Raw genomic sequence first — 13,834 nt, 5'->3', positions numbered from 1 at the left:
TCCGGTGTTAGTTGGTGATGCTCGAGGCGCCGCCCCGCCGCAGCTGCTGGAGCTTGCGTAAGCCAGCGGGGAATAGGCGTCGTCCCAGCAGCAGTGCTGAGGCGGCGGGGATGTATGCCAGCGGCGCGAGCCTGAGCGCGTCGAGCAGGCCCAGGTGGTCCGCCAGGATCCCGACGACGAAGGGGCCCAGGGCCAGGCCGAGAAGACTGTTCGCGATAGTGGCCACACCCATCGCGGAGGCGCGGAGGGTGGTGTGCGTGAGGTTGGCGACCATCGCGGCGGCCGGGCCGGAGGAGCCCGCCGAGAAGAAGGCGCCGATACCGATCAGGACCAGCTGGACGGGGCCGTTGCCCATGCTGAACCCAACCCCCAGGCAGCCCAGCGCGATGACGCAGTAGATGATCGCCGAGGTCCACTTCGTGGCCGGGCTCTCGCGGCTGACCCGGTCGGTGATGACACCGCAGACCACCATGCCGCTGCCGATGAGCAACACGAACACGGACGCGACCACTCCGGCCCTGTCTGGGGCCAGGCCGTAGTACCGGTTGAAGAAACTCGGCATCCATGCCAGCAGGACCGCTGCCGTGAACATCTGCAGTCCGCTGCCTACATAGGTCCACACAACGGCGGGGTTGGTGAACAGGCTGGACAGGGGGGCGCGGTAACCGTCCGGCGTGTGTGGGTCGCCGATCGCGGTCGGCGGGCCCTCAACGGCATATCCGGCCAGCTTGCCCTCCGAAACCAGGGCACGGAACAGCGCCACCAAGATCAGGCCGAAGATCGCCATGGCGGCGAAGGACCACCGCCAGCCGAACTGGACCGCGATCAACCCGCCGAGCGCGACGCCGATCACCGAACCGAACGATCCGCCGGACATGAATGCTCCGGCGAGGGCCGCGTGGACGCGGGGCGCGAAGACGGTGAGCGCGACGGCGATACCGACACTGCCGTAGGCCGCCTCGCCCACACCGACGAGGAAGCGGGCGCCGAGCATCTGCTCGTAGCTGGTGGCGATCGCGCACAGCAGCGTCGCGACGCTCCACAGCACGGCCATCAGGACCAGGCTCCGGACCCGTCCCCAGCGATCCGCCAAGATCGACAGAGGTAACGTCAGCAAGCCCACCATCAGCGCAACGATGCTGTTCAGGGAGGCGAGGTGCGAGTCGGACAGGTCCCACTCGGCCTTCAGAATCGGGAAGACGGCGCTGAGCACCTGGCGCGACATGTAGTCCGACAGCAGTAGGCCGAAGGTCAGTGCCAAGACCACCCAGGGGAAGATCCGTCGCTTCCGGCTGGATGTGAGAGTTGGGGTGTTGACCTCGATAGGTTCACCTTGCAGCACCATGGGCTAGTTCCTTGGGGTTGTGTCGAGAAGTTCGAGATTGTGTCGAAAGCGCGGGGCCGATCGGCTGGTCCTTCGGACGGGGAGTGCGTCGGGGGCACGGACGATGTCACCGTGCCCCCAACGTCTGGTGATGTGGTGCTACGCGTTCTAGTGCTGGGCGTAGTGGGTGAATCCGACCTGGCCCGGCCGGCGATTCGGCGCGTAACCGGCCTGCGCCAGCGTCTCGTCCGCATCCGCGTAGCTCTCACCGATCCGGTAGATCTCGCGGGCCTCCTTGGCGGTGGCCACCTCCCGGCCGAGCTCACCAGCGACCCGCACCAACTGGCGCACCTGCTCCGCCGAGGTGATCTTGCCGCCCCGCGGCGCCCACAGATTGTCCTCGTTGCCGCACCGGGCGTGCAGGCCCATCGCGATCGCTATCGTGTTCATCGGCAGCACGCTGCGCATCAACGTCTCGAGCGTGAGCGAGGCGCCGTCCGGGACCCGGCGGATGAACTCCATCATGTTGTACGGGTTCGGCCCGTCCAGCCCGCCGCCGATCGCCACCCACGTGATGTTGAGCGGGCCGGTGTAGAAGCCCCGGCGAACCAGACGCTCCACGGTCTCGAGCTGCGGAATACTTCCCAGCTGGAAGTGCGGCTGAATACCCGCGGCCTGCAGACGGCGCAGATGCTCCTCCACCCAGCTCGGGCCGGCAGGCACAGTCATTTCCCGATAGGTTTCGACCAGTTCCGGGCGCGCCAACGACGTTCCGCGTGTGTCGCCCTCGGTCATCAACTCCATGATGTTCATCTGGCCGGTATTGATCGCGATCGTCACCTGGTCCGGCGCCGGATCGAGCTCGGCCAGCATGTGCCGGGTGTCATCGCTGAGCCACTTCGCCTCCGCGCCCTCGCCCTCGGGGGCGAAGGAGATCGAGCCGCCGATCTGCAGGATCATCTCCGGCACGGCCTCGCGCAGCCGGCCCAGCAGCTCGTTGAACTTCGACAGCCGCTTGGAGCCCTTCCCGTCGAGTTCGCGGACGTGGATGTGCAGCACGGTCGCGCCGGCCTCGAAGCAGTCCACAGCCTGCTGGACATGCTCGTCCATCGACAACGGCAGGTCCTCGGGGAAGTCGTCGACCTCCCATTCCGGGCCGTACGGCGCGACAGTGATAACGAGCTTGTCCTGGTTCTCCGGGAACAGGGCATCATCGTGAAAATGCATGAAGAAACTCCAATCGAGAGGGGGTGGGGCTGGCACGGGACGGCTGGATGCCACCGGTGACGTCTTCCAGCGGAGATCTGAGCGGCCTCATGCTCGATCTCCCGGCCCACCCACATGAGGTGATGGATGTCACGATAGCGGGCGCAGCGTGGTGACATTTGACCAAATGGGACATAAAACTTGACTATTTGGGGCGAGTTGGTGTCGCTCGTCGGTCCTGGCCTAATGGATGCCTGCAGTTCTTGTGCATAGCCCTCTTGACTAGAAAGTGTCGGAATTCCACTGCGCGAAGAGGCGAACCCGACCCCCAGGGGTCCGTGCAATCGACTTCCGAAACTGGCAGGTTCGCCGTGGAGCGCCGTTTCTCCGGTCTGCCGGTATAGCGAAGGCCAAGACTGACCCTGTTCGTGCAGGAAGGCGCTCATGCGGTTTCGGCCGAGATGGGCCAATGTTGACCGGGAAGCTCGAATGCCAGCGAAGCGCCTCCCCATGGGTCACTTTGGCGTAAGGGTGGTGGCATGCAGGTCGTAGGACGATCGGAGGTGCGCTAAGACCATCGGCACCACCTGCTGCATCCCTGGAGAGCTCACCATGGGAAGGATGGGGATTCGGGAAGCCCTGCGCATGTCAAGGACGTGCAGACCCAGGGAACGGAACCGGTGGGGTGACCGCAGAACTGCGCTCAGCCCGTTTCGCCCCCTGGGTGTTCAGATTGACATAGTAATTGTTATCAGTTCTTCGAAAAACCCTTTCTTGCAGTGGATTTGGCGCTATTGTGCGGTTTGCGTCTACGGGTTGTGCGCCGTAATTCTGATCCGGTTGCCCGTGAGCCGCCATTCAGCGAGATCGGGCAAGTGACGGTCGGCAGGTCGGCCGAAAAACGTCGTGTACCAGGCAACGTTGGCCTCGACGTCGACGACGGAGACTACTGCGTTTACACGGCTGGGCTTCATGGGCGGTCATTCTCCCAAGTGGACCCGAAGTTCATCGATTCACCCCTCGGCGCCGGTCAGCGTCATCGGTAGTCCTAGCTCGCCGACGATGCTGCTGGGATACGGCGATGTGCTCCCTACCGTCGGATGCGTGCGCGCGTCTCGGTCGGGGCATGGAGGGTCTTGATAGAACAGAGGTAGTGATACCGATGGTGAGCCTTGAGGGGGCGTGTGGTTTCAGAGATGAGCACCCAGATGCTGTGGTGGTTGCCCCGTCGGTCACAAGTGGCGAGATACTCCGTTGCAGCGGGCGATCGGTTGCGTCCATGAAGATGGTGTATGAACCGGTTCCGCATCTGACCGGCGTGTCGTAGCCAACGAAGGTGGCCATCGCGTGACTCTTCGAGAGACCTACCAAAGTCACTCGATGAAGGACCACGCGATGACCAGTGCCCACGATATCGACCTGCAGCAGATCCTGACCGACCGACTCACCGGTGCAAGCCCCGACCTGCTGCGCGAGCTGCTGACGACGTTCATTCACACCCTGATGGGCGCCGAGGCCGACGCACTGTGCGGCGCCGGCTACGGACAACGCTCCGAGGAGCGCACCAACTCTCGTAACGGATACCGGCACCGCGACTTCGACACCCGCGTCGGCACCCTCGACGTGGCGATCCCCAAGCTGCGGTCCGGTTCGTACTTCCCCGATTGGTTGCTCGAGCGTCGCAAACGCGCCGAAAAGGCCCTGACCTCGGTGGTGGCCACCTGCTACCTGCTCGGGGTCTCCACCCGGCGGATGGACCGGCTCGTCGACACGTTGGGCATCACCGGCCTGGGGGTACCGCCCTGCACGAAGTGCTTGGGGGAGCCAAGTCGCAGGTGTCCGTGATGGCCAAGGACCTCGACACCCAGGTCGAGGCGTTCCGCAGCCGCCCGCTCGATGCCGGGCCGTACACGTTCGTCGCCGCCGACGCCCTGGTGCTCAAGGTGCGGGAGAACGGTCGGGTGGTGAGTGTGCACACCCTGGTCGCGGTCGGGGTGAATGCCGAGGGCTACCGCGAGATCCTGGGCGTGGATGTGACCTCGTCCGAGGACGGTGCCGGCTGGCTGGCGTTCTTCCGGTCGCTGGTCGCCCGCGGCCTGTCCGGGGTGCGGTTGGTGACCTCCGATGCGCACGCCGGGTTGGTGGCGGCGATCGGTGGGACCCTGTCGGGCGCGGCGTGGCAGCACGTAGTGCTTGGGGGCATGGCGGTGACCGGAGAAGGCATCGTGGCCTTGGGTGAAGACGTTGCTGCACTCGGTCTACGACCAACCCGACGCGGATTCTGTTCATGCCCAATACGATCGAATCATCGGCGCACTGTCGGAGAAGCTGCCGAGGGTCGCCGACCACCTCGACGCAGCACGACCGGACCTGTTGGCGTTCACCGCATTTCCCAAGCAGATTTGGAAACAGATCTGGAGCAACAATCCGCAGGAGCGCCTCAATAAGGAAATCCGCAGGAGAACCGATGTGGTCGGAATCTTCCCGGATCGTACCGCCCTGATCCGGCTCGTCGGGGCGGTCCTGGCCGAGCAACACGACGAGTGGATCGAAGGGCGCCGCTATCTCGGCCTGGACGTTCTGGCCCGCTCCCGCAACGACAAGCCCACCGACAGCAGCACCGAGTCCACCGAGGAGGTGACACCGGCCTTGACTGCCTAACTCACCAACGAGGAGTCACGCACGACCCTCTTACACCACTTACACCACCCCCATGGACTTGACCTGACTGAGGTCGTCGACATCGCCCACCCGGACGAGGACACCCGCGTCTACGCCGTCCGTGGCGAACTGTTCTTCGCCTCCAGCAACGACCTGATCTACCAGTTCGACTACGTCGGAGACCCGGAAAACGTCGTCATCGACCTGTCCGACTCGCACATCTGGGACGCCTCCACCGTCGGGACCCTCGACGCGATCACCACCAGATACGCCGCCAAGGGCAAGACCGTCACCATCGTCGGTTTGAACGCGGCCTCCTCCGAGCAGCACGTGCGCCTGAGCGGGCAGATGGGCGCCGGTCACTGACATCATGGTCCGGAAAGCAGGGAGAGAGGCGGAGGAGTGACGAGATGACAGGTCGCATCGAGGTGTCGACGGATCGGCACATGCAGATCGGTGAGGTCGCCGAACGCACCGAACTGTCGATCAAGACCATCCGCCACTACGACGAGGTCGGCCTGGTGACGCCGTCCGAACGCAGCGCCGGCGGGTTCCGGCTCTACACCGAGGCTGACGTCCAACGGCTGCTGGTGATCCGGCGGATGAAGCCCCTCGGGTTCACCCTCGACGAGATGCGCCAGCTCCTCGGCTCCCTCGACATCCTCGACACCACCCAATCCGGCGAGAATCGGCGGCAGCGCAGGCATTCGTCACCGAATGCCACACCCGGGCCGAGGAAAGCTGCCGCAAACTCCGCAAACAGGTCGCCTACGCCGAAGAGTTGACCGCGCTGCTCGCCGACCACGCGGCCGGGTAGCTCGTAGTCCGGTAAAGAACGTCGAACGACAGGTAGGTGACCGGCACCTGCCGCCGCAGGGCCGTGGTCGGACGCAGTCGGACGCAGTCGGACGCAGTCGGACGCAGTCGGACGCAGTCGGACGCAGAGTATTCGTCCGCTTCTGCAACCGCGCGAACGACGGCCACCCCTGGGCACGGACCGCGACCTCGCCGTCAAGCACGATGCGACCGCGACCGCCGAACACGTCGCTCAAAGCCGCGGTCACCTCCGGGTACGAGGAGGTGACCCACGTTGAGTTGCGGGTCCACAACACCGGCCCCTGACCGCCGGAGTTTCCGCCGGTAGCGGGAACCCGCCCTCGCCAGATCGGCGGAGACGGGTTCCGGTTCCGTTTCAGCTGTTCGGGTCAGCGCATGTCCGCCGACGCTCCGTCGATCATGACCACTGCGGGACGGGGGATTTCGGTGGTGCCGTCCGCGAGATCCTCGAGGCTGCCGTCGAGCGCCACCAGGTCCGCACGACGGCCGGCCGTCAAGGTGCCGACACGGGTCTCGTCGTGGACCAGGTACGCGCTGTCGATGGTCATGGCCCGGATCGCGCGATCCACTCCGATCCGCTGGTTTCCGCCGAGCACCATGCCGCCCCTCGTCATCCTGGTGACCGCGGTCCTGATGGTCGCCAGCGGATCCATCGGGGTGATCGGGCAGTCCGAATGCAGTCCGAATCGCAGCCCCAGCTCGTCGGCGCAGGCGAGGGGATCCATTTCGGCGGCACGCTCGGCACCGAGGAACCGGTCGCGGTGGCGGTCGCCCCAGTAGAAGACGTGGTTGACGAAGAAACTCACCCCGAGTTCGGCTTCCCGGATCGCGGCGAGGTCGCTCGGTGCGCTCACCTGGCAGTGTTCGATGCGGTGCCGTCCCACCCGGCCGTCGGTGGCTTGTGCCCTCCTCAGCGAGGTGATCGCGGCACCGACCGCCGCGTCGCCGTTGGCGTGCACGGCGACCTGGCCACCCGCACGATGCACCCGCAGGATCATCTCGTCGAGCTGCGCCTGAGGGTAGAGCAGGTCGCCGTGATGGCTGGGATCGCATGCGTACGGCGTGCGGAGTGCGGCGGACAGCCCCTGGATCGATCCGTCGGCCCAGAACTTCGCGCCGGCCAGCCGGAAGCGTGCGCCGGCCGCGGGTGCGTGCTCGAACGTGACTCCCCGGTCGTCGAGGGCCTCGAGCGCCATGTCACCGCGCAGGAACCCGACGACGTGCACCGGTAGCTCACCCGACGCGTCCAGCGAGCGGTAGGCGGTCAGCTCCTGCTCGCCGGCCGAGAGACCCACCCCGAGATCGTGGATCGTGGTGATACCCCGCGACCGCGCCGACAGCAGGCTGCGAAGCAAGGCGCCGTTGACCTCCTGCTCGGTCAGCGCAGGAACCGCCGCGGTGAGCCTCGCCACTGCATCGATTTCCCACGCCATCCCGGTCAGTCGACCGTCGGCGCCGCGAGGGAAGAGCGGGTCGTCCACCGGCACCGTGGATTCGTCAATGCCTGCGGCCGCGAGTGCGGCGGTGTTGGCGACGGCGAAGTGCCCGCAGATGTGCAGGACGATGACCGGACGGTCGGTGCTGACGGCGTCGAGATCCGTCCGGGTCGGATGCCGCCCCTCGGCGATCTGGGTGTCGTCGTAACCCCACCCCCTGATCCATCCGCTGCCGGCGGCCGCGGCGCGCAACGCCTGCTGGATGTCGGCGATCGACCGGCACGGTGGTGTCCGGCAGTCCGCCCAGCCGTCGGTGAGGCCGGCGTAGGTGGGGTGGATGTGCGATTCGATGAGACCCGGGACCACCGTGGCGCCGGGCAGGTCGAGGCGGCGGGCCCCGATGCCTGCGTAGTCGGCCATGTCTTTCCTGGTGCCGGTGGCGACCACGTCGGCTCCGTCGATGACCAGCGCTTCGACGGTCGGCGACGACGGGTCCTGCGTGTGAATGGAATCGGCGGTGAGCAGTGTCCTGGACATCAGGCACCCACTTCGCTGCGTGCGGCCACGGATCCCGCGGCGGTGCCGGACGTTCGGCCGTCGGCGCGAAGGCCACGGACGGGATCGGTGGGTGGCCAGAACACCCGCGTCGACACCACGAAGAGGATGTTGAGGACCAGGGCGGCCGCGCCGAGATTGACACCGTGCTCGGCGAGCCAGGCGGACACGAGGCCGTGCTTGTCGAGATACAGCCACAGCACCACGACGTCGCCGAGCACCACGCCCATGGCGAGGGCAGCGGGTCGCAGTTTCCATCCGAAGACCATCGTCGCGAAGACCACCGCAGCCTGGGTGACGCCGTAGTACGCCGTGTTGACCAGGGTGAGCAGGAGCTGAGGTGTCGCGAGGGTGAGCAGGAGCGAGATCCCGAGGTACGCCACGACGACTCCACGCACCCAGACCCGTTGGCGGGATTCCGGGATCCCGGGAATGATGTTGCGCGACACGATCGCGCCGATTCCGAGGGCCGCCCCGCACAGGACCACGATCGCGCAGAGGGCCGCGCCGCCTGCGACGACGCCGGTCAGCCAGTCGGGCAACAGTTGTCGCGACAACTGCAGGAGCACCTGGTCGGATTCCGTGCCCTCGAGCTTCGTGGGCAGCAGCGTGATCGCCCCGAAGGCGGCGGCGACGAGGAACGGGTACATGAGCATGTACAGCGGATTGAACTTGGCGACCCGCTTGATCGTCGCCTCGGACTTCGCCGCGAGCACGGCCTGCACGATGATCGGGAAGATGAAGAACCCGACCGATTGGAACACGATCGTCGTCAGGACGAACGTCAGTGACGACCCGGTGACTGTGGAGTGTGAGGCCGAGCCGCCACCACTGGCTGCCGCCGCGGCGAACAGCTTCTCGGTGCCACCGGTCTCGATCATTGCCGCGAGACCGATCAGGACGGCACCGAGCAACAGGGCGGTGTCCTTGACGTACGACACGAACGCGGGGGCGCGCACCCCGGACAGCATGAGGAACAGCAGCGCAAGGGCTGCGCCGGCGAACACCGCGACGGTGGGGTCGATGGAGATACCCAGACCGGTCAGCGCGATCTGCAGTCCGGCGAGCTGAAGCTGGCCCCACGGGATGAGGAATACGACCGAAGCGATGGCGATCGTCAATTCCAGCCCACGCGACCGGAAGTGGCGCCCGGCCACATCGGGCAGGGTCATGGCGCCGTATCTCTTGCCCGCCCGCCAGAGATAGGGCGCGAAGAAGTATCCGATCGGGTAGGCCAGCAGGATGTACCCGATGAACCAGACGCCGTAGCTCGCCCCGTGCGCGTACACGCCGCCGGGGAAACCGATCAGGGTGCCGATGCTGTACGCCTCGCCCGCTCCCAGGATGAAGACCAGCAGCGGACCGAACGACCGGCCACCCACCAGGTAGTCGGAGATCTCCTTCTTGCTGCCGCGCCGCGACAGCACGCCTGCCCCGAGGGCGAGGACGAGCACGAGGGTGAAGAAGGCCGCGGTCATAACTGGTCTCCCGTCCGAGCGCTCGTAGCGGCCGATTCGGCGCGCTCGGCAGCTTCGAAGTCCTTGCGGTCGAATAGCTTCCAGGCGAGATGGAGGCACAGCGAGGTGAGCGGCATCCACAGGAACAACCACGCGAACAGGATGGGGACTCCGAAGACCGTGGACGTGGATCCGGCCAGGGCGACGATGCCGCCCAGAACCCCGGCGAACGGGACACCTATCGCGAGTAAGGCGCTTTTTGCCTCGTTGGACATGATTGTTTTGTCTCCTATTCCGACTGCGTCCACCGGCGTCGCGGGTTGGGTCCGGTGCCGGTCGACGTGCACTCTGGCACTAGTGTGGGCTGAATCACTCCCCTCGGGCCATGGGCGAATCCCGGAAAACGTCGCGGCGGTTCGTGAATTTCACGGGAGTGCGGAATGCGAGGGAGAGGGTGCCCGAGTCCGTGGGTGAAGACACGATCCAACGGCTGTGCCGGCAGGTCTCGGAGGAGATCGAATCGGTAACCGACCGAGCGGTGGGTCAGATTCGCGCCGAGTTGCAGTCGTACGCCGCCGTACCGATCGACGAGCAGCGCGGATACATCAGGCGGCAGCTCGCGGCGACGTTGCGCGCCCTCGCGGAGAGCGAGCCTCTCGCCGACGACGTCCTCGAGCGTTCGCGTCAGCTCGGGCGGCGCCGGGCAATGCAGGGATTGCCACTGTCCGACGTCATCGAGACGTACCACATCGCGTCCCGCGAATTGTGGAACACGATGGTGGCCACAGCCGCCGAGCCGACAACCGACCTGCTGCGCGCAGGCGGCATGATGTGGGACCTCGTCCACACTGCCACCAGCGCGGTCGCTGTCGGACACACCGACGCGACCCGAAGCGAACAGGCCATCCGCGCGGGGGTGCGATACCGGTTCTTCGAGGCCCTCGCGAGGTCGGTCGACGGCGACCACCGCGATGTGCGCGAGCTGGCAGAGGCGCTGGGTTTCACCGCGCAGCATGAGTTCCAAGCGGTGTGCGTCGCCGCGGAGGAGTGGTCGGAAGCGCAGCTCGAACGGCTGCAACGCACCCTGGACACGATCCCGGGCACCACTCAATGCAGCGGGCACGACACCGTCATCATCGCCCTGAGCCAGCGCGCACCGGTCGACGACATCATCCGCGAGGTCCGGCTCGGTCACCCGGGCACCACGGTCGGAGTCGGATTGGGCCGCCCCGGCCTGGCCGGCGCGGCGATGAGCATCACGGACGCGCGCCGGGTCCTGCATCTGGCCTCGCCTACCGGTGAGGTGGTCCGTTTCGCCGACGAATGGGTTGCCGCCACCCTGGCGGACCATCGCGACGAGCTCGCCACGCTGCTGGAGCCGGGTGTCGCCGTCGCCGCGGACCATCCGCACCTCGTCGAGGCGGTAGCGGCCTTCGCCCGCAACGGGTTCTCCATCAGCGCGGCCGGGCGGGACATCCACCTGCATGCGAACTCGATCACCTACCGGCTCGACCGTTGGCAGCAGCTGACCGGCTGGGATCCCCGGACTCTCGACGGCCTGCAACGGTCGGTGTCGAGTCTGAGACTGTTCCAGCGCGATTCGGGGGATTCGAGTTCCCGGGAAACGCGGTCAGCGCAACGCCACCTGCACGAGGACGGCGGCGCCGAGGAAGCCGAGTAGCCACAGCACCCGTTGACGGACCTGCTGGGCGGTGGTGCGGTCGAACAGCCATTTCCCCGCGGCGGCGCCGAACATGCAGAGCGGCGTGAACAGGACGATCTGCGCGAGGACGGGCACGGTGAGGAGACCACCGGCAGCCGACCCCGCGGCGCCGAACGCGTCGATGACGAGGAAGAACACGACGAGCGAGGCGCGTCCGGCCGCCACGTGGGTGGACGCGGAGAAGTACATCAGGACGGCGGGCGGGCCACCGAGCGCGAAGCCGCCGTTGAGGAGACCGGACGCCACACCCGTCACCGTGGTCACCCCGGGGCCGGGCAGCGACTGCCGGTCGGGGACGGCGGCCATGGCGACGGCGGAGCCGATGATCGCGACACCCAGCAGCACGCGCACCAGGTCACCGGACAGCTGCGTGAGCGCCCACATCCCCAGCGGCATACCGATCAGGGTGCCGGCGAACAACCAGCGCAACGACTTCCAGTGCACCTGCCGCCACACCTGGGGCAGCATCGCCGCGCTCGCGACGACCTCGAGGACGAACACGGTTGGGATCACCGACGTCGGCGGGAGCAGGACGACGAGTCCCGCGACCCACACCATCGCGCCACCGAAACCACCGAAACCGCGGACGACACCGCCGGCCACCACGACGCCGAGCGCGAAGAGGAGGGCAGGCAACGACAGATCCCACACCGTTGCCGCCATACCCTGTTGCACCGCTTTCGTTCGCCGTTGTCTCCGTCAGAAGTGTGGGGGTAGCGGCGGTGAAGCGACAGGTCCAGACGACGTCGAATCGTCGGTACCAGGACGGCACGGGACGTGGCCCCCGGCGTCTGCGCCGGGGGCCACGTGCTCGCAGGGAGCGGACTACACGTAGTCCTTGTACTTGTCGAGCAGGCGAACCGGCTTCGACAGCGCGTCGCGGCGGAAGGGGTCGCCGAGTTCGCGGGTGCACATGATCTCGATGACCGTCGTCTTGCCCTCGTTCATCTGTGCGGCGACCGCGCGCTGCAGTGCGGGACCGACCTCCTCGAGCTTGTCCACGACGATGCCCTCGGCGCCCATCGCCTGCGCGATCCCGGCGAAGGACTCGCTCTCGAGCTCACCGGCGACGAAGCGGCGGTTGTAGAAGTCGACCTGATTCTTCTTCTCCGCACCCCACTGCCGGTTGTGGAAGACGACGGCGGTGACCGGGATGTCGTGCCGGACAGCCGTCATGATCTCGCCCAGGCTCATGCCCCAGGCGCCGTCACCTGCGTAGGCGATGGCGGGCCGTTCCGGTGCCGCCGCCTTCGCGCCGATGACGGTCGGCAGCGCGTAACCGCAGTTGCCGAAGCTCATCGGGGCGAGGAAGCTGCGCGGCTTCTCGAACCGCAGGTAGCTGTTGGCGACGGAGTTGATGTTGCCGATGTCCGTGGACACCATCACGTCTTCCGGCATCGCCTTCTCCAGCTCGCGCAGCACCTGACGCGGGTGCAGCCAGTTGCCCTCCTCGCCTTCCTGTTCGGCGATCATGTCGAGGCTGAACGGATCGCGCTCATGCGTCCATTCGTCGAGTTCCTTCTCCCACGCGGCCTTCTCGGCGTCGATCTTCTCGCCGCGTGCCGCGCGGTTGGCGTCGCAGACGAGGGCCTTGCCCTCGAGCCGCTCGGTGAGCGCGACGGCAGCGGCCTTCGCGTCGCCGCAGATTCCGACGGAGATCTTCTTGACCAGACCGAGCATCTTGTGGTCGGCGTCGATCTGGATGATCTTGGCATTCTTCGGCCAGTAATCCATGCCGTGCTGCGGGAGCGTTCCGAAGGGGCCGAGGCGAGTACCGAGGGCGAGCACCACGTCCGCCTGGCTGATCAGCTTCATCGCGGCCTTGGATCCCTGGTAGCCGAGCGGTCCGGTCCACAGCGGGTGGCTGGCGGGGAACGAGTCGTTGTGCAGGTAGCTGTTGACGACGGGGGCGCCGAGACGCTCGGCGAGTGCCTTGCACTCCTCGACACCGTCGGCCATCACCACGCCGCCGCCGGACACGATGACCGGGAACTCGGCCTGCGCCAGCAGTTCCGCCGCCTCGTTCAGGCTCGTCTCGCCACCGGGACCGCGGTCGAGGCGGGTGGGCTGCGGGATCTCCGTCTCGATCTCACCGTAGAAGTAGTCGCGCGGAATGTTGAGCTGCGTCGGGCCCATCTCGGACATCGCGCGGTCGAAACAGCGGCCGGTGAACTCGGCCATGCGCTTCGGGTTGTTGACGTGCCCCTGGTACTTCGTGAACTCCTGGAACATCGGCAGCTGGTTGGCTTCCTGGAAGCCGCCCAGGCCCGTTCCCATGGTGCCGGCCTCGGGAGTGACGATGACGACGGGGCTGTGCGCCCAGAACGCGGCGGCAATCGCGGTGACGCAGTTGCTGATACCCGGACCGTTCTGCCCGATCACCATGCCGTGCCGCCCACTGACCCGGGCATACCCGTCGGCCATGTGTCCCGCGCCCTGCTCGTGCACGACCGGGACGAGCCGAATCCCGGCGGGAGCGAAGATGTCCATCGCATCCATGAAGGCGGATCCCATGATGCCGAACATGTCGGTGACGCCGTTGGCGACCATCGTCTCGACGAACGCCTCCGACGGTGTCATCTTCTGTACACCGGAGACAGCGGTGCGATCGGCACCGTTCTTCTTCTTGCTCATG

Annotated in this window: 8 protein-coding genes and 4 pseudogenes; 4 read left to right on the top strand and 8 right to left on the bottom strand. The window is 66.6% G+C overall.

Translation table 11 applies throughout. The features are described 5' to 3' along the window. Window positions 1-7: 7 nt before the first annotated feature. Together QM806_RS19540 and QM806_RS19535 are read right to left on the bottom strand one after the other, a co-directional pair. Entirely contained in the window at window positions 8-1,345 is a 1,338-nt protein-coding gene (locus tag QM806_RS19540) for an MFS transporter (RefSeq protein ID WP_242322417.1), read from the bottom strand. A 147-nt stretch (window positions 1,346-1,492) separates the two neighbouring features. Next, a complete protein-coding gene (locus QM806_RS19535; RefSeq protein ID WP_283292511.1) occupies window positions 1,493-2,551 on the bottom strand; it encodes a beta-keto acid cleavage family enzyme in 1,059 nt (352 codons plus the stop codon). 1,374 nt (window positions 2,552-3,925) lie between these two features. Here QM806_RS19535 and QM806_RS19530 point away from each other — a divergent pair. From QM806_RS19530 to QM806_RS19520, 3 pseudogenes are all read left to right on the top strand, one after another. Continuing rightward, window positions 3,926-5,191: pseudogene (locus QM806_RS19530) on the top strand (IS256 family transposase). A gap of 63 nt (window positions 5,192-5,254) precedes the next feature. Beyond that, window positions 5,255-5,557: pseudogene (locus QM806_RS19525) on the top strand (STAS domain-containing protein); the annotation flags it as partial. 44 nt (window positions 5,558-5,601) lie between these two features. Further along, window positions 5,602-6,008: pseudogene (locus tag QM806_RS19520) on the top strand (MerR family transcriptional regulator). 14 nt (window positions 6,009-6,022) lie between these two features. Here QM806_RS19520 and QM806_RS19515 read toward each other — a convergent pair. The 4 genes and pseudogenes from QM806_RS19515 to QM806_RS19500 form a co-directional block, all read right to left on the bottom strand. Then, window positions 6,023-6,327, bottom strand: a pseudogene (locus tag QM806_RS19515) (DNA ligase-like domain-containing protein); the annotation flags it as partial. A gap of 69 nt (window positions 6,328-6,396) precedes the next feature. Beyond that, window positions 6,397-8,001 (bottom strand): amidohydrolase, encoded by a 1,605-nt coding sequence (locus tag QM806_RS19510; protein ID WP_242322416.1) that lies wholly within the window; start codon window positions 7,999-8,001, stop codon window positions 6,397-6,399. After that, window positions 8,001-9,497, bottom strand: coding sequence for a sodium:solute symporter family protein (locus QM806_RS19505; RefSeq protein ID WP_182624172.1), 1,497 nt, complete (start codon window positions 9,495-9,497; stop codon window positions 8,001-8,003). The genes QM806_RS19510 and QM806_RS19505 overlap by 1 nt, the downstream gene beginning before the upstream one ends. Continuing rightward, window positions 9,494-9,751 carry a DUF3311 domain-containing protein gene (locus tag QM806_RS19500; protein WP_242322415.1) on the bottom strand — a complete coding sequence of 86 codons (258 nt, stop codon included), beginning with the start codon at window positions 9,749-9,751 and terminating at the stop codon, window positions 9,494-9,496. The genes QM806_RS19505 and QM806_RS19500 overlap by 4 nt, the downstream gene beginning before the upstream one ends. A 179-nt stretch (window positions 9,752-9,930) precedes the next feature. On the opposite strand from QM806_RS19500, the gene QM806_RS19495 reads away from it, so the two are divergent. Beyond that, on the top strand, window positions 9,931-11,157 hold the full coding sequence (locus QM806_RS19495; RefSeq protein WP_283292506.1) for a PucR family transcriptional regulator: 1,227 nt from the start codon (window positions 9,931-9,933) through the stop codon (window positions 11,155-11,157). Here QM806_RS19495 and QM806_RS19490 read toward each other — a convergent pair. Next, window positions 11,107-11,862, bottom strand: coding sequence for a sulfite exporter TauE/SafE family protein (locus tag QM806_RS19490; protein WP_005561832.1), 756 nt, complete (start codon window positions 11,860-11,862; stop codon window positions 11,107-11,109). The two genes, QM806_RS19495 and QM806_RS19490, sit on opposite strands and share 51 nt — an antisense overlap. A 162-nt stretch (window positions 11,863-12,024) precedes the next feature. Then, complete coding sequence (gene xsc / locus QM806_RS19485) at window positions 12,025-13,833, bottom strand: sulfoacetaldehyde acetyltransferase (RefSeq protein ID WP_007298660.1); 1,809 nt, start codon at window positions 13,831-13,833, stop codon at window positions 12,025-12,027. Between the last annotated feature and the right edge of the window lies 1 nt (window position 13,834).

Origin of the sequence: Rhodococcus sp. IEGM 1351, from assembly GCF_030056875.1 — a bacterium.
Classification (GTDB): domain Bacteria; phylum Actinomycetota; class Actinomycetes; order Mycobacteriales; family Mycobacteriaceae; genus Rhodococcus_F; species Rhodococcus_F opacus.
The sequence above is the reverse complement of the archived record's forward strand: the minus strand, read 5'-3'. Positions and strand labels throughout refer to the sequence as shown.